Source organism: Aeromicrobium sp. P2_G6 (assembly GCF_056403535.1).
Window position 1 is genome coordinate 1,142,129 of record NZ_JBFUFH010000001.1, and the last position, 23,515, is coordinate 1,165,643.

The 23,515-nt window shown below is 65.9% G+C and carries 23 protein-coding genes; 18 read left to right on the top strand and 5 right to left on the bottom strand.

All coding sequences use genetic code 11. The features are described 5' to 3' along the window. From AC1DVU_RS05630 to AC1DVU_RS05640, 3 genes are read left to right on the top strand one after another with little or no spacing between them, the layout of a single operon-like run. Positions 1–1,005 (top strand): ABC transporter permease, encoded by a 1,005-nt coding sequence (locus AC1DVU_RS05630; protein ID WP_476921433.1) that lies wholly within the window; start codon positions 1–3, stop codon positions 1,003–1,005. Between the two features lie 34 nt (positions 1,006–1,039). Further along, the gene (locus AC1DVU_RS05635; RefSeq protein ID WP_476921434.1) at positions 1,040–1,987 is read left to right on the top strand and encodes a sugar ABC transporter substrate-binding protein; all 948 of its coding nucleotides are present in this window, start codon (positions 1,040–1,042) and stop codon (positions 1,985–1,987) included. A 46-nt stretch (positions 1,988–2,033) separates the two neighbouring features. After that, positions 2,034–2,762 carry an SDR family NAD(P)-dependent oxidoreductase gene (locus AC1DVU_RS05640; RefSeq protein WP_476921435.1) on the top strand — a complete coding sequence of 243 codons (729 nt, stop codon included), beginning with the start codon at positions 2,034–2,036 and terminating at the stop codon, positions 2,760–2,762. A 191-nt stretch (positions 2,763–2,953) separates the two neighbouring features. Here AC1DVU_RS05640 and AC1DVU_RS05645 read toward each other — a convergent pair whose 3' ends face one another. Further along, the gene (locus AC1DVU_RS05645) at positions 2,954–3,706 is read right to left on the bottom strand and encodes an SDR family NAD(P)-dependent oxidoreductase (protein WP_476921436.1); all 753 of its coding nucleotides are present in this window, start codon (positions 3,704–3,706) and stop codon (positions 2,954–2,956) included. Between the two features lie 336 nt (positions 3,707–4,042). On the opposite strand from AC1DVU_RS05645, the gene AC1DVU_RS05650 reads away from it, so the two are divergent. The 10 genes from AC1DVU_RS05650 to AC1DVU_RS05695 all read left to right on the top strand — a co-directional run bounded on the left by AC1DVU_RS05650 (position 4,043) and on the right by AC1DVU_RS05695 (position 14,698). Beyond that, the gene (locus AC1DVU_RS05650; RefSeq protein WP_476921437.1) at positions 4,043–4,495 is read left to right on the top strand and encodes a nuclear transport factor 2 family protein; all 453 of its coding nucleotides are present in this window, start codon (positions 4,043–4,045) and stop codon (positions 4,493–4,495) included. A gap of 105 nt (positions 4,496–4,600) precedes the next feature. Then, entirely contained in the window at positions 4,601–5,572 is a 972-nt protein-coding gene (locus tag AC1DVU_RS05655) for a quinone oxidoreductase family protein (RefSeq protein ID WP_476921438.1), read from the top strand. Next, a complete protein-coding gene (locus AC1DVU_RS05660; RefSeq protein ID WP_476921439.1) occupies positions 5,569–6,321 on the top strand; it encodes an SDR family NAD(P)-dependent oxidoreductase in 753 nt (250 codons plus the stop codon). The genes AC1DVU_RS05655 and AC1DVU_RS05660 overlap by 4 nt, the downstream gene beginning before the upstream one ends. A 130-nt stretch (positions 6,322–6,451) precedes the next feature. After that, a complete protein-coding gene (locus AC1DVU_RS05665) occupies positions 6,452–8,104 on the top strand; it encodes a (2,3-dihydroxybenzoyl)adenylate synthase (protein ID WP_476921440.1) in 1,653 nt (550 codons plus the stop codon). Between the two features lie 293 nt (positions 8,105–8,397). Further along, on the top strand, positions 8,398–9,633 hold the full coding sequence (locus AC1DVU_RS05670; protein WP_476921441.1) for a bifunctional 3,4-dihydroxy-2-butanone-4-phosphate synthase/GTP cyclohydrolase II: 1,236 nt from the start codon (positions 8,398–8,400) through the stop codon (positions 9,631–9,633). Between the two features lie 320 nt (positions 9,634–9,953). Then, complete coding sequence (locus AC1DVU_RS05675; RefSeq protein ID WP_476921442.1) at positions 9,954–11,201, top strand: M24 family metallopeptidase; 1,248 nt, start codon at positions 9,954–9,956, stop codon at positions 11,199–11,201. A gap of 138 nt (positions 11,202–11,339) precedes the next feature. Beyond that, complete coding sequence (locus AC1DVU_RS05680) at positions 11,340–12,221, top strand: IclR family transcriptional regulator (RefSeq protein ID WP_476921443.1); 882 nt, start codon at positions 11,340–11,342, stop codon at positions 12,219–12,221. Positions 12,222–12,297: 76 nt separating this feature from the next. Continuing rightward, positions 12,298–13,443 (top strand): LLM class flavin-dependent oxidoreductase, encoded by a 1,146-nt coding sequence (locus AC1DVU_RS05685; protein WP_476921444.1) that lies wholly within the window; start codon positions 12,298–12,300, stop codon positions 13,441–13,443. Continuing rightward, a complete protein-coding gene (locus AC1DVU_RS05690; RefSeq protein ID WP_476921445.1) occupies positions 13,440–13,940 on the top strand; it encodes an NADPH-dependent FMN reductase in 501 nt (166 codons plus the stop codon). Before AC1DVU_RS05685 ends, AC1DVU_RS05690 begins: the two co-directional genes overlap by 4 nt. Continuing rightward, a complete protein-coding gene (locus tag AC1DVU_RS05695; protein WP_476921446.1) occupies positions 13,937–14,698 on the top strand; it encodes a Crp/Fnr family transcriptional regulator in 762 nt (253 codons plus the stop codon). Before AC1DVU_RS05690 ends, AC1DVU_RS05695 begins: the two co-directional genes overlap by 4 nt. On the opposite strand, the gene AC1DVU_RS05700 is transcribed toward AC1DVU_RS05695, so the two are convergent. Further along, positions 14,665–15,387 carry an IclR family transcriptional regulator gene (locus AC1DVU_RS05700; protein ID WP_476921447.1) on the bottom strand — a complete coding sequence of 241 codons (723 nt, stop codon included), beginning with the start codon at positions 15,385–15,387 and terminating at the stop codon, positions 14,665–14,667. The two genes, AC1DVU_RS05695 and AC1DVU_RS05700, sit on opposite strands and share 34 nt — an antisense overlap. Positions 15,388–15,427: 40 nt before the next feature. Continuing rightward, positions 15,428–16,831: an FAD-binding oxidoreductase gene (locus AC1DVU_RS05705; protein WP_476921448.1), complete on the bottom strand. Its 1,404-nt coding sequence runs from the start codon at positions 16,829–16,831 to the stop codon at positions 15,428–15,430. 268 nt (positions 16,832–17,099) lie between these two features. Here AC1DVU_RS05705 and AC1DVU_RS05710 point away from each other — a divergent pair, with 268 nt between their 5' ends. From AC1DVU_RS05710 to AC1DVU_RS05730, 5 genes are all read left to right on the top strand, one after another. Then, positions 17,100–17,576: a flavin reductase family protein gene (locus AC1DVU_RS05710; protein WP_476921449.1), complete on the top strand. Its 477-nt coding sequence runs from the start codon at positions 17,100–17,102 to the stop codon at positions 17,574–17,576. A 65-nt stretch (positions 17,577–17,641) separates the two neighbouring features. Continuing rightward, positions 17,642–18,796: an LLM class flavin-dependent oxidoreductase gene (locus tag AC1DVU_RS05715; RefSeq protein WP_476921450.1), complete on the top strand. Its 1,155-nt coding sequence runs from the start codon at positions 17,642–17,644 to the stop codon at positions 18,794–18,796. An 88-nt stretch (positions 18,797–18,884) separates the two neighbouring features. Further along, positions 18,885–20,045, top strand: a complete 1,161-nt coding sequence (locus tag AC1DVU_RS05720) for a cupin domain-containing protein (protein WP_476921451.1) — start codon at positions 18,885–18,887, stop codon at positions 20,043–20,045. Further along, complete coding sequence (locus AC1DVU_RS05725; RefSeq protein ID WP_476921452.1) at positions 20,042–20,869, top strand: fumarylacetoacetate hydrolase family protein; 828 nt, start codon at positions 20,042–20,044, stop codon at positions 20,867–20,869. The genes AC1DVU_RS05720 and AC1DVU_RS05725 overlap by 4 nt, the downstream gene beginning before the upstream one ends. Then, positions 20,869–21,513 carry a maleylpyruvate isomerase family mycothiol-dependent enzyme gene (locus AC1DVU_RS05730; protein ID WP_476921453.1) on the top strand — a complete coding sequence of 215 codons (645 nt, stop codon included), beginning with the start codon at positions 20,869–20,871 and terminating at the stop codon, positions 21,511–21,513. The genes AC1DVU_RS05725 and AC1DVU_RS05730 overlap by 1 nt, the downstream gene beginning before the upstream one ends. Here AC1DVU_RS05730 and AC1DVU_RS05735 read toward each other — a convergent pair. Next, on the bottom strand, positions 21,510–22,313 hold the full coding sequence (locus tag AC1DVU_RS05735) for a TetR/AcrR family transcriptional regulator (protein ID WP_476921454.1): 804 nt from the start codon (positions 22,311–22,313) through the stop codon (positions 21,510–21,512). The two genes, AC1DVU_RS05730 and AC1DVU_RS05735, sit on opposite strands and share 4 nt — an antisense overlap. A 12-nt stretch (positions 22,314–22,325) precedes the next feature. After that, the gene (locus AC1DVU_RS05740; protein WP_476921455.1) at positions 22,326–23,018 is read right to left on the bottom strand and encodes an NADPH-dependent F420 reductase; all 693 of its coding nucleotides are present in this window, start codon (positions 23,016–23,018) and stop codon (positions 22,326–22,328) included. Positions 23,019–23,515 lie beyond the last annotated feature (497 nt).

Below are 23,515 nucleotides of genomic sequence, written 5' to 3' on the forward strand. Positions count from 1 at the left end.
ATGACCGCGGTGAACAAGCTGATGAGCGGGACGGCCTCCCGCGCCGTCGTGTTGCTGGTGCTGGTGCTGATCTGGCTCGCGCTCTTCGCCCCGGACGCGCTCAGCAGCCCGTCGCTGATCCTGTCCCGCACCGCGGTCAGCGGGATGGTCGCGATCGGGCTGACGCTCGTCTTCATCCAGGGCGAGCTTGACCTCAGCGTTGGATCGGTCAGCGCCGCAGCCGGCGGTGTCATGGCGGTCGCACCAGGACCGCTCGCAGCACAGTTGCTGGTGGCGGTGGCCTTCGGCGTCGGCGTCGGCGTCGTGAACGGCCTGCTCGTCTCCCGACTGGGGGTCAACTCATTCATCGCGACTCTCGGCACGATGCTGGCGGTGCGCGGGCTGGCCCTGCAGTTCACAGGCTCCGAGCCCAAGCCGCTGTCGAACTCGATTGACGCGATCACGCTGATGAGCCGCGAATATCTCGGCTATCCCCTGAAGGTTTGGGTGTTCGGGGTCCTCGTGCTGCTGGCGGCAGGGTTCTTGAGTCGCACCCGCTTGGGCCGCGACATGTTCGCTGTCGGGGGCAATGCGGAGGCAGCGCGGTCGGTCGACATCAATGTCGAGGCACGCAAGCTGCTGGTGTTCATGATGTGCGGCGGGATTGCCGCCTTGGCCGGCGCCCTCGACGCCATGAGTCTCGGCACGGTCGATCCGACCGCCGGACAGGACATCCTCCTTGTGGGCGTCAGCGCGGCCGTCATCGGCGGGTGCCTGTTGACCGGTGGCCGGGGATCGGCGCTGGGCACAGCGCTCGGTGCCATAGCCATGTCCGCTCTTGCCGTGGGTCTCGGGTTCCGCGGCACAGATGCGAGCGTCCAGACGATCGTGACCGGGAGCGTTCTCCTGATCGCCATCGTCAGTGATCGCACGCTCGTCTCACAGATGATGCGGTCGCTTCGACGGCATTGGACCAACCGAGGAACAGATGGTTCCGCGGTAGAACACGAGAAAGTGAGTGCTTGACATGCACATCAAGACAATGACCCGGGGACTCGCGGTGGCGCTGGCGCTGGCCTTGGGCCTCAGCGCGTGCGGTTCGGCGGGCAGCGATGGCGGATCGAAAAGCGACAAGGATATGTTCGTCGGCCTGCTCTTCCCTGTGATCGCCGGCACTCCGTATTCGACGGCCTACTCGAAGGCGTTCAAGGCGAAGGCGGCCGAACTCGGGGTGAAGGTCAAGGTGTACGACGCGAACCTCTCTGCGTCGACGCAGTCGTCACAGGCTGACGAACTGTTCGCACAGAAGCCTGACGCCGTCGTCTTGAGCCCCGTCGCCGCCGACGCTGCTGCGCCGATCATCGCGAAGGCAAACGCGCTCAAGATCCCGATCTCGATCTCGAACAGTGAAGTCTCGCCCGACCTTGCGAAGAAGACCGTCCTCTACACGGGACCGCCGAACAAGGAGCAAGGCGAGGTCGCGGCGGAGATCATGGCTAAGGCGCTCGGCAACAAGGGAAATGTCGTCATCGTCGGCGGTCCGGCTGGCCTCCAGGTCTGCGCCGACCGCGAAGGCGGGTTCAGGGAGAAGCTGAAGGAGATCGCACCGGACATGAAGGTCCTCGACTCGCAGCCGGCCGATTGGGACGTCGCCAAGTCCATCAGCGTCACGACGTCCATGCTCACGAAATACGGCGACCAGGTCGACGGCATCTATGCCATGGCTGACTTCGAAGCTCTGGGCGCGGCGAAAGCGTTGACGAAGGCCGGCAGGGATCCGAAGGACATCCGCATCGTCGGAACCGGGTTCTCGAACGACGGCCAGAAGGCGATCAAGGACGGCGTCCTCTACGGGACGGTGCGTCAGTCCGCCACGGACGACGGCGAGTACGCGATCGAGTATCTGGTGAAGTCGCTCAAGGGCGAATCAGTGGAGAAGAACACGTATATCACCGCCGATCAGATCACCCTCGAGAACGTCGACGAGTTCACGCCTGACTGGAACTGACCACAGTGGGGCCACGGAGATGATTTCCGTGGCCCCACTCTGACCAATGACACACCACACCATCGAGAAGGGCACAGGAATGGCAGAGCAGCAGCGAGTAGCAGTCGTCACTGGGGGTGCAGGCGCGATCGGATCGGCGATCGTGTCAGCGCTTCAGGCGTCTGGCCATCAGACCGTCGTTCTCGACCGCACGGGAGATGTCCGTTGCGACCTGACATCTGAGCAGTCAACCAAGCAAGCGGCTGCCGCGGTGCTGGCACAACATGGTCGCTGTGACGTCCTGGTTCATTGCGCTGGCGCCTTCGACGCGATGCCCCTAGAGGACCTCGACCTGACCCGGTGGCGTGATCTGATGGCGGTCAATGTCGAATCGTCGCTGTGGTTGGCTCAGGCCTTCGCGCCGGGAATGGTCGAACGTCAGTTCGGCCGCATCATCCTGATTTCGTCGGACGGGCAATGGGGACCGCCCAACGGCGACTTCCTTCCCTACGTGACGAGCAAGGCGGCGTTGCACGGCCTCATGAGGACGCTCGCAGTGACCTTCGGCGGTGATGGCATCGCGGTGACCGCGGTGGCACCCGGTCTCACTGACACTCCGTTGGCCCGAGCTGTCGTCGAAGAGGGTGCGATTGAAGCTGTAGTCGCTGCTCAAGTGCTGAAAAGACGCCTAGTGCCCGCAGACACGGCCCACGCCGTAGCCTTCCTTGCTTCCGATGGAGCTGAAGCGCTCACCGGCCAAGTCCTGGTCGTCGACGGCGGCGCGTTTCTGCGCTGAGCTCGGCGCTTCTGCGCGCAAGCACCGCACAGAAATTGCAACTCGGCATGGACTCGGCGAGGGAAGCCTCGTCCGTTACATCAGGCTGGACGAACCCCGCTTCATGCTGTCCTCTCGGATGGCCGGGCCGGGTTTTGTCCATTTGGCGGCCCCATGCGGCACTCACAGGCCGCATGGGGCCACGGCGTCGATCAACGAGCTTCGAGGAAGATCCCGCCGTCGACTGAGAAGTCGGAGCCGGTGATGTAGGAAGAGGCATCGGAGGCAAGAAACAGCGCCATCTCCGCGATCTCCTTCGACTCGCCGAAACGGCGGAGTGGAATGCGGTTGACAAGCCATTCCTGTCGTTCAGGGGAGTTCTGCTGATGCATCGGGGTATCGATGCAACCAGGGTGGACGACATTTACTCGGATCTTGTGGGGGGCGAGCTCCGCAGCCGCAACCTGGGTCATCCCCCGCACGGCAAACTTCGTTCCGGTGTATGCGATGAGTTCCGGTTCGCCACGTAGCGCCGCGGCCGAGGCGATGTTGACGATGCTGCCAGCACCGGCCCGCCGCATAGGCTCGATCACCGCCTGCATTCCCAGCAGCACCCCTCGCTGGTTGACTCGAACCATGAGGTCGAAGTCGTCCCAGTCGAGTTGCTCAAGCGTGCCTGCTCGGGAGATTCCCGCGTTGTTGATCAGGACATCGACGCCCCCACGGGTGTCGTCGACATGCTTGATGAGTTCGGCCCACGACGTCTCGTCGCCCACATCGTGGTGAACGTAGTCCGCACGATCGCCCAGCGACTCTGCTAGCAGTTTCCCCTCGTCGTCGCTGACGTCGGTCAGAACTACGAATGCACCTTCGGCCACGAAAAGGGCGGCCTCAGCGGCGCCCATGCCGCGGGCCGCCCCTGTCACTATGGCGACCTTTCCCTCCAAGCGCCCGAGGCCGGTCACTGTGACACCGCCTCGGAACTGGTGGTGAAGCTGGTGCGCGTCGGTAGTGGGAATCGGTTCATTGTCAGTCCTCGCAACTCGATCGGACTCCGTCTGGAGTTCAGCCCGGACGCCATGATCGACATCACTCTCCGGGCTCTCATTGCATGCTAGAGACGGGCAGGTAAGTGAGTCAATAGTTCGACGCAAGCGTCAGATTGCGAGAATGAAGGGAACAGGGTCAGCGGCCGCCAGCCCTGAACGCACGTGTTGACTTTTCTACACATGTGTCGGCATAGTTGTACTGATCCGGCAAACCGCAGGATTGGTCATCGTCAAGACAGCACAGGAGTCCTCATGACTGCGACGAGCAGCGACGCCCCGCCGACCGGTGGACATTTCGACATCCTCAATGCGTTCTACGACGCAGAACAGCGCTACATCAATGCCGGCGGGCAGAAGGCTGGAGCGGATTTCAGTGAGGTCGCGTCCTTCTTCCATCCCGAGTTGGTGGTCCGCCACGGCCCGACTGTGCCGTACCCGGGGGAGTGGCATGGTGTGGAGGCTCTCGAGCGATTCTTCGTGGTGTTCGCGGAGACCTGGTCAACGCTCGATCTGAGCGAGTTGGGCTACTTCTCCGGCGAGACTGGCATCGCGATCACCATGCGGATGAAGGCGACGGCTCGAAGTACCGGAAAGCCCCTGGACACGAAGGTCGCGCACTTCCTCATCATCGAGGACGAGCTGATCCGTGAGTTCAACGTCTATTACGCCGACCCGGTCGCGGTGAAGGAAGTCACGCTTCCGTAAGGGCGCAAGCCACCCACGGTCACCCTCCGCGCAGGCGAAGACACCGCGCTGACGGGCTGCGTTCAGATCCACATGCCATGACGACGAATGCGAGGAGATTGCCGCATGAGAGCAATCGTGATTGACAAGACCATCGATGAGAGTGGTGGACCCGAGGTGCTCACCCTCAGGGAACGGCCGACGCGGCAGCCAGGCCACGGAGAAGTCCTGGTCGATGTCAGGGTCGCAGGGGTGAACTTCTTCGACACCGCGATCCGTCGGAATGCCTTGGTCGATGTCCCGGGTACCGAAGGCTCTGGTGTGGTCGTCGAGGCCGGCGACGGTGTCGACGAGTTCGCTCCTGGTGATCGGGTTGCATGGCTGGCAATCGAGACACAGGGCAGCTACGCGGAACAGATTGTGGTGCCGGTCCGCGACGTCGTTGCCGTACCGGATTCTGTCGACGACGAGACAGCCGGCGCCTTGTTGGCGCAGGGGATCTCTGCCCACCATTTCGCCACAGTTTGCCACGCGACACAGGCCGGGGACACCGTGCTCGTCCATGCCGCCGCCGGCGGGGTCGGCATGCTCATCACCCAGATCGTCAAGGCTCGGGGCGGCACTGTCATCGGCTTGGTCTCGCGGCCCGAGAAGGTCCAGCTGGCGACTGAGGCCGGCGCGGACCACGTCCTCGTCTCGACTGGCGCAGAGTTCGTAGAAGAGGTCAAGGAGTTGACGAATGGCGAGGGCGTGCATGCGGTGTTCGACGGCGGCGGTGCGGCGACGTTCGCGGCGTCGTTGGAGGTACTGCGCACGCATGGCTCGCTGGTCTTCTACGGGCCCCTCATTCCCGGCGGCGTGCCCACGATCGCGATGACCGACATCCCGCGCAGCACACGGCTGACCTATGGGCGGGTCGAGGATCACATCCGCACGCCGGAAGAGTTCAGGGCACGCGCTGACGACCTTTTCACCCTCGTAGAGAAGGGTGAGTTGACTGTCCGGGTCGGGGGCCGCTACCCGCTGGTCGACGCAGCGAAGGCCCACGCCGACATCGAGTCCCGGACCACGACGGGCAAGCTGCTGCTGGTCCCGTGAACGTGCGTGGCGTTGAACGGCGCTCGCCCGAGTTATCAATCAACAAAGCACTTCGAGAGGACAGCATGACCGTCACACTGATCAGTGGAGCGAACAAGGGCATCGGGTTCGAGACAGCCAAGCAGCTCGTGGAGTTGGGGCACGATGTCTACATCGGCGCCCGCGATGTCGAGCGGGGTGAGAGTGCCGCAGCCGAGCTGGGAGCGCGGTTCGTCCAGCTTGATGTGACGGACGAAGCTTCGGTAAGCAACGCGCTGGCCACGATCGACGCCGCCGCCGGCCGACTGGACGTCTTGGTGCACAACGCCGGCATCCTGGAGACCGGCCTGGACGGCCCTGCCGCACTGCGATCGTTCGACACCAACGCGGTCGGGATGGTGCGTGTCACTGAGGCGGCGCTGCCGTTGTTGCGCAAGTCGTCCAATCCCAACGTCGTCACTGTCTCCAGCAGCATGGGGTCCTTCTGGGCGGTCAACAACCCTGACCGGCCCGAGTCCTCAATGCCCTTGGCCTTGTACGCGGCGTCGAAGGCGGCAGCCACCATGTTGACCGTGCAGTACGCCAAGACCCATCCCGACATCAAGTTCAACGCCCTGGAGCCGGGTACGACTGCCACCGACATGACCGCCGCGTTCGGAATCGGGCGACCAGTGCAGGAGAGCGCCAGTGTGGTGGTCCGTCTGGCCACGCTCGGCTCCGACGGCCCGACGGGAACACTTCAGGACGAAAACGGCGAACTCGCCTGGTAGCTCCAGCAGTTCAGCGAGGAGAGGACATTTCGGTGAAGTCTACGATGACGTTCATTTTCAGGCACCGCCGTCGTCCATCTGTGTCATCAGCGGTCGAGGATCGATATATTCATGAACGAGGAGGCCGACGGTGATCGATTGGGGCGAAAAGGTTATCGGCTATCCGGACGACTTCGTCGAGCGCTACCGCGACGCGGGCCTTTGGGGCGACGTCCCGATTGGAGCGGAATTCCATCGCGTGGCTCAGCTGCACCCCTCGCGCATCGCGGTAGTCGCCGAGGAGGGGGCGGTGACATTCGCTGAGCTCGACGAAAGCTCGGATCTGTTGGCGGCCGGACTCGTCGATTTGGGCCTCCAACCTGGCGATCGCGTCATCGTGCAACTGACAAACCGGCTGACGTCCGTTGTGGCGTGGTACGGCCTCCTTAAGGCGGGCCTGATTCCTGTTTGCACGCTCGCGGCCCATCGGGCACACGAGATCGGCTCGATCAGTCGTAAGGTGCAGGCGGTCGCTCATCTCGTTGAGTCGGGGACTTCAAAGTTCGATCTCGTCGCGTTCGCGCACGAGATGCAGGTCAATCACCCCACGCTGCGGCACGTCCTGACCATCGGGGCGTCTCCCGACTCGCCGGGCGTGCGGGTCGAGCAACTCATTGCCGATGCCGATCCCGTTGTGGCCCGCCAGCGCGTCGACGGGATCCAGAAGGCGGTCGACCCGGACGACGTCGTCTGCTTCCAGCTCTCCGGCGGAACCACCGGAGTCCCCAAGATCATCTCGCGGTTCCACGCCGAATATTGGTACAACGGGCGCGCCTTCGCCGAAGCAAGTGGCTGGAACGAAGAGACGCGCGCGGCGCACCTCATCCCGATCATTCACAACGCTGGCATCTCGTGTGCACTCCACGCCGTGCACAGCGTTGGAGGAACGCTCGTGCTGGCGACGGCGGTGCTCGACCAGGCGCTGCCGCTCCTAGCCCGGGCGGGAGCGACTGATGCCTTGATTGGTCACGGCCACTTCACGATGGTCGATCATCCAGGTTTCAGTGATGCCATGGCGTCGATGCGGCGTGTCCTGCTTTCAGGTGCCAAGGTCCCGACGCGGGTCTTTGAGGCGTTCGAAGACGAAGGAGTCTGGGCCGGTCAGACGTTCGGCATGGGGGAAGGTTTCTTCACCATGTCGACGCCCGCTTCGACACGAGAAAGCAGGATGACAACAGTCGGCGTGCCTATGTCTGCGTACGACGAGTTCCGGGTCTTGCAACCCGGGACCGAGATTGGGGTCACCGAGGGTGCGGTCGGCGAGCTCGTGTGCCGAGGCCCTTACACGATCCGGGGCTACTTCGATGCCCCGGAAATCAACGCAGCCGCTTTCACGTCCGATGGCTTCTATCGCACGGGTGACCTTGTAGCTGTGCGAGACATGGATGGCGAGCGCAGCATCTCGGTCGAGGGCCGGCTGAAGGACCTCATCAACCGAGGTGGGGAGAAGATCAGCGCTGAGGAGGTCGAGGGTCTGCTCCAGCGTCATCCCGCTATCGTCGCCGCGGCCGTGGTGGCCATGCCCGATGAACGTCTCGGCGAGCGTGCCTGCGCATACCTCGTGGCGGTCGGCGAGCCGCTGACGATGGACGAAGTTCGTGAGCATCTGGCATCGCTGTCGTTGGCCAAGTTCAAATGGCCCGAACGTCTCGAGTGGGTCGCGACTCTGCCAACCACGCCAGTAGGAAAGATCGACAAGAAGTGGCTGCAGACGGATGTCGCAGGCAAGGTTGCGCCGTCATAACGCGGACGACCGCCTCCGCTCCGCTATGGACGGTCTGACATGTCAAGTCGTACGGCAACTACAACGGCCCCGGCGCTGGCCGTGCTCTAGGTGGCGCGCGGCAGGCCGAGCACCTCGAGGCCGGGTTGAACCTGTGTTTCGACCGTCGGTTGGCGTTGCCCGGACGGCCATCGTTCTGCAGCGCGGAAAGTAGTTGGTGCCCGGCAGGGTCTAAAGGCGACCCTGTTGAGGCAGGAACACGGCGCGTCGACTCGATTGAGTCCACGGACACCGCAGCGGAACGGAGACGACCCATGGGAGCGATCGACGAAGCGCTTGAGGTGCTGGCGCGAGGAGGCATGGTTGTCGTCGCGGATGACGACGACCGCGAGAACGAGGGCGACTTGGTGATGGCCGCCAGCGCCATGACCGAGCAGGACATGGTGTTCTACCTGCGCCATGGCAGCGGCATCGTGTGCGCCACGGTGACCGAGCAGCGCGCCCGCGAGCTGGACCTGCCGCCGATGGTTGAGGACAACTCGGATCCCCATGGCACGGCATTCACTGTGAGCGTCGACCACGTCAGCACCGGCACCGGTATCTCCGCTGCCGACCGCGCCGCCACGATCCGTGCGATCGCCGACCCGACCACGCGGCCGGAATGTCTGCGTCGTCCCGGTCACGTCTTCCCGCTGCGCTCGCGTGCAGGCGGTGTCCTCAAGCGGCCCGGCCACACCGAGGCGTCGGTCGACCTGCTGAAGCTCGCCGGCCGGCAGGACGTCGGCGTGATCACGGAGCTGACGGGCGACGACGGCCGTCCGATCTCGGGCGACGGTCTGTCCCGCTTCGCCACCGAGCACGGCCTGGTCGTGGTGCAGATCAGCGACCTGGTCCGCCACCGGCGCCTCAGCGACCAGCTCGTGACCCGCAGCGGGGAGTCCACCCTGCCGACCGAGCACGGCGACTTCACCGCGATCGCATACCGCTCCGAGATCGACGGAGCCGAGCACCTCGCACTGGTCCGCGGCAACCTCCTGAGCGTCACGGCCCGCGGCAGCGCGGTGCTCGTCCGCGTCCACAGCGAGTGCCTCACCGGCGACCTGCTGGGCTCGGCTCGCTGCGACTGCGGCTTCCAGCTGCGCCAGTCCCTGGCCCGCATCGTCGAGGAGGGCGTAGGAGTGCTGATCTACCTGCGCGGACACGAGGGTCGCGGCATCGGCCTTGGCCACAAGCTGCGGGCGTACGCGCTGCAGGACCTCGGCCGGGACACCGTCGACGCCAATCTGGATCTGGGACTCCCAGTCGACAGCCGTGACTATGGCGTCGGCGCGGCGATCCTGGCGGACCTCGGCATCTCCCGGCTTGCCCTGCTGACCAACAACCCCCACAAGTACTCGGGGCTGAGCGGCTACGGGCTGGAGATCACCGAACGCGTGCCCGTGCCCCCGCGCGTGACGTCGCAGAACCTCGCGTACCTCACGACGAAGCGCGACCGCATGGGGCACACGTTCACGCTTCCTACACTTCCGACCGCGATGGACCCGCCGTGAAGGGAAAACCCACAGCGGCACCCGTACGCCGCCATGACTCAGGTCATGGCCCAAGGCTGCGCGACGAGGCGATCATCGTTGCATCCTCACACCGTGGCAGCGATGCCCGAACAAGAGATGGTGACTGACCCGTGACACTGACGCCCCCGATCGAGAACGGGCCGGAGATTACTGCCCCCGCCAAATGCCTGCTGCCCTCCGGCGAGCCGGTGCCGCACGAGCGACGCGACATCGTCTCCGGGTTGATGACGCCTTTCCCTGACCACCCTGTGCCCGAGGGAGCTCGCGCTACGACCGTCCCCTCGCGGCACTTTCCGCAGATGCCGCGCTTGGAGCGGGACCGTCGCTGGGACCGGCTGCGCAAGAAGATGCTGCTCGAGGGAGTCGAGGCACTGCTGTTCCTCGGTAACGACATCTACTGGGACATGGGCAACGCCAACATTCGGTACATCTTCGGGATCGCCGCCAAGATGGGCACAGTCGGGATCTTCCCGTTGGAGGGCGACCCGGTCCTGTTCAATGCCGTCGCCCACATGAGCCAGCCGTACCACCCCCAGGCGTCACTGCAAGATTGGGTCGACGACATCCGCATCCATCGGGGTCCCCGTGAGGTCGCGGGGGAGCTCTCCGATCGTGGATTCGCGAGCTCGCGCGTCGGGCTGGTCTCGTTCTCGTCGACGATCCAGCCACCCACGCTGCTCAAGTCCGACCACGACGCCTACACCTCGCTGCTGCCTGGTGTGACCTTCGTTCCCTTCGATGGCCACCTCCAAGACCTGCGCATGATCAAGAGCGAGGTCGAAATCAACCACCTGCGCGAAGCCGGACGGATTGCCCGGTCGGTCGTCGACGCTTTGGTGGAGAGCGCCGTCCCCGGCGCCACGGAGGCCTCTGTCTTTGCCAACATGGTGCAACGGTCGATCTCGAGCGGTGGCGAGCCGAACATCTTCCAGCTGTTCGGGTCCGGCCCGATCGAGCACCCGAGCGAGGAGATCTGGCACCTGCTTCACGGCGCGGACCAGCCGATGGCCCCCACGATGCGGCCCCTCGACAAGGGCGACCTTGTCGTGGTCGAGTGGCACACCAAGTACGGGGGCTATCTCGCGCACACCGAGTACACCGTCTTCGTTGGCGAGAAGCAGGACGTCCCGCCACAACTCGACCGTCTGTTCAAGGTCGCCGTCGAGTGCCTCGACGCCAGCCGCGAGGCCCTCGTACCGGGCAACACGATGCGAGACGCGTGGGAGGCGATCCGCAAGCCGGCCGCACGTGCCGGCGTCAGCTGGGTCGAGCTGGGCTGGCATGCGATGGGTCTGGCGTCGCCGGAGTTCCCCACCGTCGTGTACGAGCCTGGCTTCGGCTCGCGCACGCTTAACGGCGACGGTATCGGTGACCTGGTCTTCGAGGAGGGTATGACGGTCGGCAACAACATCGACTTGCACGACCGGAACTGGAAGACCGACATCGGGATCATGTACGCCGACTTCATGGTCGTGCGGCCTGGCGGAGCCGAACTCCTCGTCAACACCCCTCGCGAACTGGGTATCGGCGGTCAGCCCACCCCCTAGGTGCGCACGCCCTGCGGGGGACACCCCGCCCTGCCGCCGTTCTGCACAGCGGAACCTCGTTGGCGCGCCTTCCTGCCGCGAACGAGGATGCAAGCCGGGGCTCGTATCTGCCGAGAAACAAGGATGGAGGACCAGGTCATGGGTGTGATACACAGCGTTCTTGACGTACCGAGCGGTTGCGAGGTCTTGGCTCCGCTGCCCGCACGTCCCCGGCCACCGACGGTGACGGCGGAGAAGTCTGTTGACGCCGATGGTCGCCGCACACCACCGGCATACGCAATCACCTCGGTCGACAACGCGCTGCAGCTGGTCCAGATGCTCGCCCGCGATGGGAGCGTGCGAGTCAGCGATGCGGCAGCCGAGCTCGGCGTGGCCAAATCCACCGCGCATCGCTTGCTGGGCATGCTCTGCTACCGCGACTTCGCCCGCAAGGACGACGGGCACCTCTACTGGCGGGGGCCAGCGCTCGGCAAGTCCAGCGGTGTCGCGAAGCGGGACACCCTGAGCATCGTCGCGACGCCGATCCTCGAAAAGCTGCAACACGAGTTCGACGAGACCGTCCACCTCCTGGTGCTACGGGGCACTGAAGTCGAGTTCCTGATGAGTCTGGAGTGCCGTCAGTCGCTGCGGATCGGCTCGCGCGCAGGCGCGATCATGGGGGCGTACAAGACCTCGGGCGGCCAGGCGCTGCTCGCCGCGCTCCCGCCGGCCGAGCTGGCCAGGAGGTTCCCCGAGGGGATCCCCGAGGCGGGGATCGACACGCAGGGTCTGGGTCGCACCCTCGCCGAGGTGCGGCGGCGCGGCTACGGCATCAACGAGGGGCTCAGCGAGCGCGGCGTGGTCGCGATCGGATCGACCGTCCGCGATCCCGACATGCAGCCCGTCGCGGCGGTCTGTGTCTCCGCGCCTGCGTTCCGGCTGCCCCGGCGTCGCTTTCGGCAGGCAGCGCAGGTCCTGCAGCAACACGTCGCCTCGCTCGAGGCAGAGCTGGCGCGCACCTCGACCGATACGCACGGGTGATCGGCGAACCGATTCAGCACGGCCTGATGTGAGTCCTCCCGAGCCCCACGAACATGAACCAGGATGGAGCCCCAACATGAAGCAGCTCAACACGGATCCCGACGCGCTGAGCGTTGGCTACTTCTTCCCCGCCGGACAGACCAACCACGTGTGGTCCGACGAGGCGGCTCGGCGCACCCCGCGGATGACACGCAGGAACCTCCTGGAGCTCGCCAGGGCTGCTGAGGACACGGGCTTCGACTCCCTCTTCATCGCCGACAACTGGTCGGGGCATCAGCGGGCGGCGGAGGTGGCTGGCCACCAGGCACCGGCCTTCCATGCCCCGCTGCTCGCGATGGGCATCTTCGCGGTGACCGACCACATCGGTGTCATCACGACCTTCCACACCACGCATCACCATCCTGCCCACATCGCCCGCATGGGTGCCGCGCTCGACGCGTACAGCGACGGCCGGTGGGGATGGAACGCCGTGACAGGGCACGCCGCGGCCGAGGCCGCGCTGTTCGGCGAGCCGTACGTCGAGCACGACGAGCGCTACGCCATGGCCTCGGAGTTCGTCGACGTCGTGCAGCAGCTGTGGCACGAGCAGGAGCCCATCGATTTCACCGGCAAGTACTACCGCTCGCAGGGACGGGTCAAGGCGCCGCGCCCGGCCCAGCAACCGCGGCCCCTCATCGTCAGTGCCGGAGCCTCCTCGGCGGGGACGGCCTTCGCGGCCCAGTGGTGCGACGCGCTCGTCACCTTGGCTCGGACCGAGGAGGACGTCCGCGTCCTCGATGAGCGGCTGCAGGAGATCGTCAAGCCGACCGGCCGGTCGGTGTCGAGCTGGCCCTTCGCGATCTGCATCGTCCGCGATGGCGAGGGTGAGGCGCGGGAGGAATACGAGCACCTGCTGAAGTCGCTCAACGGCGATGCGGCGTGGGAGATCGCGGGGGACATTCTGGGCTCGATCGAGACGGCGCAGGCGCTGTTCGACCGGCTGGGACGCGAGGAGGCCATCCGTGCCATCGGTTCGGGCAGCGCCCAGTTGCAGCTCATCGGCACCCCCGACGAGGTTGCCGAGCAGCTCATCTCGCTGAAGCGCAACTCCGGCGCCAGCGGTGTCCTGATCAACTTCCCGCTCTGGAGCCCCGACGAACTGCGCAACTTCAAGGGAGTGCTCACTCGGCTGGAGGAAGCCGGTGTGCGTACACCGCCGTTCTCGCGCGACTACAGCTGGTGACCGGGGTGACCTCGCGGATCGTCACAGTGGTCGGCAATCCCCGACCGCGCTCGCGCACGTACGCCGCGGCCGACCTCGCCGTGCGAGCGATCACCGGTCGGGACCCGGACGAGCGCATTGACCTGGTCGACCTCGGGGCCGGTCTGCTGGACTGGTCGTCGCCGGCGACAGCGGAGAAGGTCGAGCTCTTGGCGTCGGCGGACCTCGCTGTCATCGCCAGCCCGACCTACAAGGCCAGCTTCACGGGCCTGCTGAAGCTCTTCCTCGATCACGTCCGGGCCGGCCAGTTGAGGACCCTCACGGTCGTGCCGCTCATGGTCGCCGGCGAGCCCCGGCACGCGATGGCCGGGGAGGTGCATCTGAAGCCTGTGCTGGCCGAGCTCGGTGCGAGCTGCCCTACCAGTTCGCTGTTCCTGCTGGAGGAGGAGTGCGAGGACCCGGCTGCGTTCGAGGACTGGGCCTCGATCGCGCGGCCGCGGTTGGGGCACGTGTTGTGAGGTCCTTCGCGGACATCGCCAACCCGGATGTGTACGAACCGGCTGCCGCACTCGACGAGGCGTGGCACCAGAGTCCGTTCGCAAGTCTGGACGATGCGGCTCGCGCTCTGCTCCTGGGGGGCACGAAGCTGGAGTGGGTGGCAGCTGGTGACGTCATCCAGCGTGCCGACGAGACACCCCAGGTGTCGCTGATCGTCGACGGTCTCGTCCGGGTGCTCGCGACCAATTCGTCCGGGCGGCGGGCAGCGTTCCGGTACGCGCAGTCCGGTGAGTGCATCGGTCTCATCTGCAGCATTGTCAGGCAGCATGACGTCGAGGCGGAGGCCTTCACCAGCTGCGTCATTGTGCGGATCGACCCAGATTTGGTGAGATCCCTGGCGCAGCGACACCCCGCACTCTCGTGGGCGATCGCTGAGAGTGCGGCACAGATCGCCTCGACCCTGATGGAGGTGGCCGGCCACAGCATGTTCGACAACATCCGCGCGCGGGTCGCTTGGCACCTGCTCGACATGGCGGACTCGTCGCGGGGCGAGCTCGTCGTCCGCGCCAACCAGTGGGACGTCGCAGAGTCGGTCGGATCGGTCCGCGACGTCGTGGCCCGGGCCATGAACGAGATGCGCCGCGAGGGCTTGATCGCCCGGACGGCGGAGGGGTGGCTCCTACTCGAGCCGTCACGGCTGCACCGCGATGCGCGCGGTGACACGGACCCCGACGTCGCCGTGGCTCAGGACACGTCCGCGGTGGCAACCACGTCGTGAAGGTCCGGCAGCACTTCGAGCGCCCGACGGCGGTCGAACCGCAGCGAGGGGCCCGACACCGTGATGGCGACCTGCTGAACCGGGTCGGTCTGCGCCGGGACGCCGATCGCGGTGATGCCGCGCTCGCTCTCGGAGTCGCTGAGGGCGAACCCCTCGCGCCGGATCGACTCCAGCCGTACGAGCAGAGCCTCAACGTCGACGTCCGAGCGCTCCGCGTAGAGCTCTCGCAGCGGAGCCTCACCCAGCTGGGCGAGCAAGACCTTGCCCCCGGAGTTGCGCTCGGCCGCCATCCGTGTGCCGGCGCGTGACCCGACCGTCAAGGGCTGGTCGGAGACGACGCTGTCGATGAAGATTGCGCTGGTTCCGTCGCGGACGATGACGTGGGCGGTCTCGCCAGTGCGGCGTGCCGCGTCCTCGAGCACGTGATGCCACCGGCCGGACAATGCGGACCAGCCCGCGAGCGCGGGATTGCGTGGCAGCGCGGGCCCGGGGCCGTAGGAATGGTCCATCTTGCGCACGGCATATCCCCGGAAGACGAGGGTTTGCACCAGCCGGTGCGCCGTCGATGGCGCGACGCCCAGCTCGCGCGCGGCGGCACTGATGTGCAGGCATTCGTCCCGGCGGAGGATCTCCAGCAGGGTGAGCACGTGATCGGCCGACTGGACCACCGCCGGTACTTCGCGCCGCATGCCCGCATCGTAGACCTCTGACTGGTCGTGTGGGCGTGCGTCAGTAGCCGCGACCGGGGTTGAGGATGCCGTGCGGGTCGAACGCCACCTTGACCCGATGCATCAGCGCGACCTCGGCTGTACCGACCTGCCGTGCGACGTACGGCTGCTTGAGGACCCCGACCCCGTGCTCACCAGTCACGGTGCCACCGAGCTCGAGCGCAGCGAAGACGATGTCATCGAACGCGGCCCTCGCCCTCGGAGTCGCGGCGGGATCGGCGGGGTCGAAGACGATCGTCGGATGCAGGTTCCCGTCGGCGATGTGGCCGAAGGTGCCGATGACGACACCGTGGTCCTGCGAGGCTCGTTCGATCCGTTCCAGGATCTCCGGCAGTCGGTGAATCGGGACTGCGATGTCGTCCAGGAGGGTGCTGCCCCAAGCCTCCAATGCCGGGTACGCCAGCCGGCGGGCCTCCATGACCGCCCTGCCCTCGTCTTCATCGGTCGTGTGCAGGACCTCGATGGCGCCTCGGTCCTCGGCGAGCGCCACGCAGATGGCGGCCTCGGCGGAGGCATGGGGGCCGTCGAGGACGAGGAGCACCAGGGCGCCCGCGTCCTCGTCGAGGTCCATACGGACGAGCTCGTTGACGGCCCGCACAGTCGTGCGATCCATGAGCTCGGCTGCGGCCGGCTCGATGTTTGCATCCTGGATCGCGGCGACGAATGCGACGGCCTCGAACGGCGACGGGAAGGTCGCGGCGACCGTCCCGGTGCCGCTCGGCCGAGCGCGCAGTCGGACCGTGATCTCGACGATGACGCCGAGCGTGCCTTCCGAGCCCACCACAAGCCGGGTCAGGTCGAGGCCCGCGACGTTCTTGCGCGTGGTCCCTCCGAGTTGAACGAGCTCGCCGCTGGCGAGTGCCAGCGTCAGCTCGAGCACGTGGTCGCCCGTGACGCCGTACTTGGCACAGCACATGCCTCCCGCGTTGGTGGCGACGTTGCCGCCGATTGTGGAGATGGCCCGGCTCCCCGGGTCCGGCACGTACCAGAGGCCGTGCTCCTTGGCGAGGGCGTCGAGATCGCCGTTGAGCACGCCGGGCTCGACGCGTGCGATTCGTGCGACGGGATCGATCTCCAGCACTTGTCGCATGCCCGAGAGGTCAAGGACGATCCCGGCGTCGAGTGCGTTGGCGGCCCCGGACAGGCCCGTCCCAGCGCCGCGCGTGACGACCGCGACGCCATGGGAGGCCGCGATCTCCAGGGTCGCCACGACGTGGTCCCGGTTCGTGGCACGCACCACCGCGATTGGCGTGCCGGACTCGGCCAGGAGGCACTGGTCGCGGAGGTGGCCCAGCATGGAACCGGGGTCGGAGACGACTCGGTCCGCCAGTCGAGCCGTCAGATCGGCGAGCACTGGGTCTGTAGGGGAGTCCGTCCCATCGGGGGCAAGGCGTAACGCAGTCATGTCACCACTGTCCCGTGAGGCGCAGGGAACGGCCACCTACTGCGCGGTCCCGTTCTGCCCCGCGGAACGTTGCTGGTGTTGGCCAACGCGACCGTCCAATACTCGACTTAAGGTTCAGAACCGATGGACGAGCAGGAAGGCATCACGATGGGAACGCTGGGGAACCCCATGGACGGCGAGTGGCGAGTTCGATCGCGGACTGGATGGGTCGAATCACCCACGGGTGCCGACGCCGCACGAGTCATCGGAGTCGGCCATGCCAGTTCGAATGACTGAGGTGGATGGCGCAGCGATGCGTCATGCGTTGAGCCACTTCGGCACCGGTCTGACCATCGTCACCGGACACACCGAAGACGGACCAGTCGGCTTCACGTGCCAGTCGTTCTCGTCGTTGTCCCTTGACCCGCCGCTGGTCACCTTCGCGCCGGCACGGACCTCGACCACGTGGCCGGTCATCAGGCCCTTGGCGAGCTTTGCCATCAATATCCTGGCCGATCATCAGGACGCCCACTCCACGGCCTTCGCCCGGTCCGGCAGCGACAAGTTCGCGGGCGTCGACTGGAGCCCTACAAGCTTCGGTGCGCCAGCGCTCACCGATGCGCTGGCGACGATCGACTGCCGACTGTGGGCCGAGTACGACGGCGGTGACCACACGATCGTGGCGGCCGAGGTGCTGGACCTCCGCGTCGACAGCGAACGCGCCCCACTTCTGTACTACAAGGGGCGCTACGCCTCGGTCGGCTGAGCGCAGCACCGGCACCACCCCTTCAACCGCGCTGGACCAAACGCTATGTGAAAGGCAACAACATCATGAAGATGCAGCGAGACAACCCCGACGAGCTGAGCTTCGGCTACTTCTTCCCCACCGGGCAGACCGACCACATCTGGTCCGACGAGGCCGCCGAGACCACTCCGCCGCTGAACAAGAAGGTCTTCACCGAGATGGCGCAGGCGGCCGAGGCCACAGGCTTCGACTCGATCTTCATTGCCGACACGTGGTCAGGGCATCAGCGTGCCGCCGAGCGGGCAGGCCACCAGTCGCCCAAGTTCCACGCCCCTATGCTCGCTATGGGGCTGTTCGCGGTGACCGAGCACATCGGTGTCATCACCACGATGCACACGACGCACCACAAGCCGGCCCACGTAGCACGGATGGGCGCGACCCTCGACGCGTTCAGTGAAGGTCGCTGGGGCTGGAACGTCGTCACCGGCTTCGGTGACCCCGAAGCGCGGCTGTTCGGCCACGACACGCTCGTCGAGCACGACCAGCGGTATGCCATGGCCGGCGAGTTCGTCGAGATCGTCAAGCGGCTGTGGACCGAGCACGAGCCGATCGACGTCGACGGCAAGTACTACAAGGTGCAAGGTCGGATCAAGGCCCCCAGGCCCGCGCAGAAGCCCTATCCGCTGATGGTCAGCGCAGGAGCATCTCCAGCCGGCATGACGTTCGCCGCCGAGCACTGCGACATGCTGGTCGTGGCCGGCAACAGCGTTGACAAGGTGCTCGAGACCGAGCAGCGGGCCGAGTCGATCGCGCAGAGCGTCGGGCGGGAGGCCCCTCTCGGGGTGTCCCCCTTTGCCATCGCCATCGTGCGGGAGAACGAGGGCCAGGCCGAGGAGGAGTACGACCGGCTGTGCCAGACGCTGAACTACGACGCGACGGTGGAGCTGACCGCCGACATCCTCGGCGACATCAAGTCGATCGAGTCGATGTTCGAGGGCATGACCCGCGAGGAGGCTGCCCGGGCCTGGGGCAGCGGGCAGGGCATCCTCAAGTTCATGGGCACCGCGGACCAGGTGGCTGAGCAGCTGATCGCCCTGAAGAGCCAGACGGACACGTCGAACATCCTCATCAACTTCCCGCTGTGGAGTCCGCGTGAGGTGCTCGACTTCCGACCCGTCCTGGACCGTCTGCGTGACGCCGGCATCTGGTCTCCGCCCGAGGTGCGCGACCACTCCTGGTGAGGCGGCCGGACGCCAGGCCCACAGAGTCCCGGTTCGAGCTTGCAGAACCTCCCTGTCCGACCAATCGAGATGAGACAAGAGTTCAAACATGACTACTGCGAAGACCCCGGTTCGACTCCAGGCGGTGGCCGCAGCCGACCAGCCTGATGTGACCCCCGCTCTTGAAGAACTTTACCGAGGCTTCGAGCAGGAGCTGCTGGTGCCGTTGTGGACCGAGATCGGCGATCTGATGCCGGCTCACCCACGGTCCCGCGCGGTGCCCCACCTGTGGACGTGGGAGAACCTCCGACGGCTCGCAGCGCAGGCCGGCGAGATCGTGCCGGTCGGCCGTGGTGGAGAACGCCGGGCGATCGCCTTGGCCAACCCGAGCTTGGGGGGTCGTCCCTTCGCCACGCCGACGCTGTGGGCTGCGATCCAGTACTTGATGCCCGGCGAGGACGCCCCCGAGCATCGACACACTCAGCACGCCTTCCGCTTCGTCGTCGAGGGTGAGGGGGTCTGGACCGTCGTCGGTGGTGACCCCGTGCCCATGCGCCGCGGCGATTTCCTGCCACAAGCCGGCTGGAACTGGCACGCCCACCACAACGCAACCTCCAAGCCAATGGCGTGGATCGATGGGCTCGACATTCCGTTCCAGTACGCCGCCGAAGCCCAATTCTTCGAGTTCGGCCGCGACCAGATCTCGGATGCGGAGCGCGTGACCCCGTCGAGGTCGCGGTCTGAGCGGCTGTGGGGACATCCAGGCCTGCGGCCGCTCTCATCCATCGGCGGAGCAAAGTTGAGGCCCGGCTCACCACTGCTGGCGTACAAGTGGGAGTTCACAGACCGCGCGCTGGCTGACCAGCTGGCCATCGAGGCGGAAGGGCACGGCGGAACCGTGGAGCACGGTCACGCCGCGGTGCGCTACATGAACCCGACCTCCGGGGCCGACGTACTGCCGACGATTCGCGCCGAGATGCATCGCATCGCCCGGGGAGCCGAAACCGCACCTGTCCGCGAGACCGGGTCATCGGTCTACCAGGTCTTCGATGGGTCGGGCACGGTCACCGTAGGGGACGTCACCTGGACGGTGGGGCGCGGCGACCTGTTCGTCGTCCCGTCCTGGGAACCCTTCTCCGCGCGATCCGAGGCCGGTTCGACCGACTCCGATTCCGGCGGACTCGATCTCTTCCGATTCTCCGACGCGCCGGTGTTCGAGGCGCTTCAACTGGATCGGACTGACGTGTCGGCCAGGGAGGTTCGAGCATGAGGATCGCGACGATCCGCACACCTGGCGGAACTCGCGCAGTGCGTTGGGAGTCAGACCGGCTGGTCGACCTCGGTGCGGCTGACGTCGGCGAGCTGCTGACTCGGAGCTCCTGGCGCGAGGACGCTGCCACGGCCGAGGGAGCCACCTATGCGGTCGAATGCGCCGACTTCGCTCCGGTGGTGCCTACGCCCTCGAAGGTGATCTGCGTCGGACACAACTACAAGAACCACATCCGCGAGATGGGACGTGAACTGCCGGCGTATCCGACGCTGTTCCCGAAGTTTGCCGAGACCCTTGTCGGCGCTCGCGACGACATCGTCAAGCCGGACGAGACCGATGCGCTGGACTGGGAGGTCGAGCTCGCGATCGTCATCGGGCGTCCCGTGCGTCGTGCGACCGCGGCTGAGGCGGAAGCGGCTATCGGCGGCTTCACCGTGATGAACGACATCTCGATGCGCGACTGGCAATTCAGAACCGTCGAGTGGACGCAGGGCAAGATCTGGGACTCGTCGACGCCGGTCGGCCCGTGGATGGTGACACCTGACGAGGTCGGCGGCGTGCGCCCATCGTTGACCGTGCGGACGACTGTGGACGGGCGTGTGATGCAGGAGGACAGCACTGGCACGCTGTTGTTCGACCCCGTGCATCTGGTGCAGTACATCTCCACGGTTATTCGACTCAACCCGGGTGACCTCATCGCAACAGGGACTCCTGCCGGGGTTGGACACGCGCGTGACCCGAAGACCTACCTGGTTGGCGGCGAGACGGTGGTGACCGAGGTGGAGGGAGTCGGAGCCTGCATCAATCGCGTGGTGAAGCACTGATGCCGACTTCTGGGGACACCCGCCCTCGCACCCCCGAGGCTGCCCGACGGTGGGCCGATGATGGCACGAGGCTCTTCCTGGACGCCGCGGGTGAGCTGACGGAGCGGACCTTCGATCACCCGACCGGGTTGCCCGGCTGGACCCGTCGGCATCTGGTCGCGCACGTTGCAGCCAACGCGGATGCCCTGAGCAACCTCGTCAGATGGGCAGCCACCGGCGAGCCCACGCCGATGTATGCGTCTCCCGAAGCGCGGGCGGAAGGTATCGAGCGCGGCTTGCAGATGTCGGCGCCGCATCTCCTGACCTGGCTGCGTGAGGCGTCCACCAGCCTGGGTTCGTCCATGGGCCGATTGACCGGTGACCAGTGGTCGAGAATGGTCACCACCGCTCAGGGTCGAACGGTGCCGGCGACCGAGATCCCGTGGCTGCGCGCGCGAGAGGTCTACGTGCACGCCGTCGACCTGGCGCTCAACATCGCCTTTGCCGACTTGCCCGAGGACTTTCTCGAGGCACTGCGATCCGACGTACTGGCCAAGCGCGGCGACGTGCCCGACGTCGACGGCGAGCTCGCCGAGCAGGTCGCGTGGCTGACCGGTCGGCCACACACACTCCCCGAGGCTCCGGACCTCGGTCCCTGGCTCTAGTCGCGGTCGAGTGCCTGTTCGAGACGGTCGAGATCCTGTCGAAGGAGTGCGATCGCCTTGCTCGGACTCAGGGCTGTGTCAGAGGATTGCTCAGCCTTTTGCACACTCGCGACGGCCAGGTCGGCCAGCTGATCGGCGATGGACTCGACGGAGTCAGATCCTCCCGGTTGGTACCACCAGGCTGCCCAGTTGGAGATCCCGAAAACGCCGAGCGCCGCGACGCGAGGATTCACCGATCTGAATTGGCCCGCCTCGATGCCTTCCTCGATGACCGCGGTGACGGTATCGATCGCCTCGCGGCTGCTGGCGTTGAACTTCTTCGCACTCGCTGGTGACAGCTCCGACTCCGACTTCACGAGCAGACGGAACCGATCGATGTGTGTCAGGACCCACCTGAGGTTCCGGCGTGTGATGGCGTGCAGGCGCTCGGCCGGGCTCAGATCGGTTTGCTCGGCGATGATCTTCAGCTCGTGCGTGGGACCACTGACACCCTCGACGATCAATCGGTCGAGCAGCTCGTCTTTGCTCTTGAAGTAGTAGTAAAGCGCCGGGCGCTTGAGCCCCATCGAGTTCGCGACGTCCTGCAGGCTGGTCCCGGCAAACCCTCGCTCGGCGAACAGGCGGGTCGCGTGCTCGAGCACCTCGTTCTCCATGAGCTGCTTGCGGGTGGACGCCGTGGGTGAGTCGTCATCCGCCGCCGAAGTCTTTCGTCGCGTCGTCTTTTTCGCTTGTGTGGGATTCGAAGCCATGTCGTCATCATACGGCCGGGAATCAGCGTGTCGAATATTCGACACCCGCACCGACGACCTGTCTCAGCCGCCGACGCGCTCGGCGCGCTTCAGGTTGCGGAGGAGTTCCTCGCGCGTCTGGCCGTCGACGTGGTGGCGCCACATCGGCGTGCCGGGCGCGCTACGCCACGACTCGCTCAAGGGACTGTTGTCGACCGCGTCGAAGCCCAGGTCGTCGTACAAGCGCGTGACCAGCTCGACGGCCTCGGGGTAGTCGCTCGAGACGACCAGTGCCTTCCGATCGGCGGCACCGGCTGGCCGCGCCAGTCGGATGACGGCAGGCAAGGTGTCCTCGGGGCCGCGCACGGGAAAGCGCTCGTGGAACTGGACGTGTGTGAACGCCTTGACGAGCTTGGAGGTCGGCAGCTGCTCCTGCCGCAGCTCGTGGATCGTCTTGCGTCCCGAGTCAACCTCGGGATAGTTGCCGTCCCGCCAGATCATGTAGTTGTTGTTGTCGATCACGACCTTGCCCGCCAGCTCGTCCACTGGCAGCTTGGCACCGGGTACGTACGGGAAGGCGAGGATCGCGAAGTCCGAGTCGGCCGCCGCCTCCGATGCAGTCGCGGCGCGCGCTCGTGGACCCAATTCGCGAACCAGGCCCTGCAATGTCTCGGGTCCTCCCGAGTTGGCGATCACGATGTCGTAGCCGGCTGCGACCGCGACGCGGGCAAGGGTGCTCCCTACCTGGCCGGCGCCGAGGATGCCGAAAGTGCTCATGGTTCTCCCCTTCAGATGGTGCTGTGTGACATCATCGTAGAACTTCTGAAGTCAACGTAGAGCGCCGGTCCTAGGACGAGCGGGGCTCCGGTCCCATCGAGCCCGGACGGCGTCCTTGGGAGCCTGCATCTTTGCGGTGTTGTCAACCCCTGCTTCCTCCTCCAAACGCAGACGTTCGGCCATGCAGAACACCTCAATGTGACCGTTGACACACGGGTCGGACGGTCGTACTTTTGACAGGAAGGTCAAATTTCCGACCAATGTATTCGATCACGGTGATCAGCGCCGTGGTTGTTGTCCCTGAACGACATGGAGGCACGAGGGTGAAGGTTTTGCAGCGAGACAGGCGTATCGGGGGCCGACGTGGCGTGACACTCTGGGGGGCGCTCGCGACCGTATCGATCCTGGTCGTGTCCGCGTGCTCCGGGGGCACGAGCGACTCCGGGGACACAGGCGCGAGCGGTTCAGCTGGCGGTGACTCAGCGGTAGTGACCGAC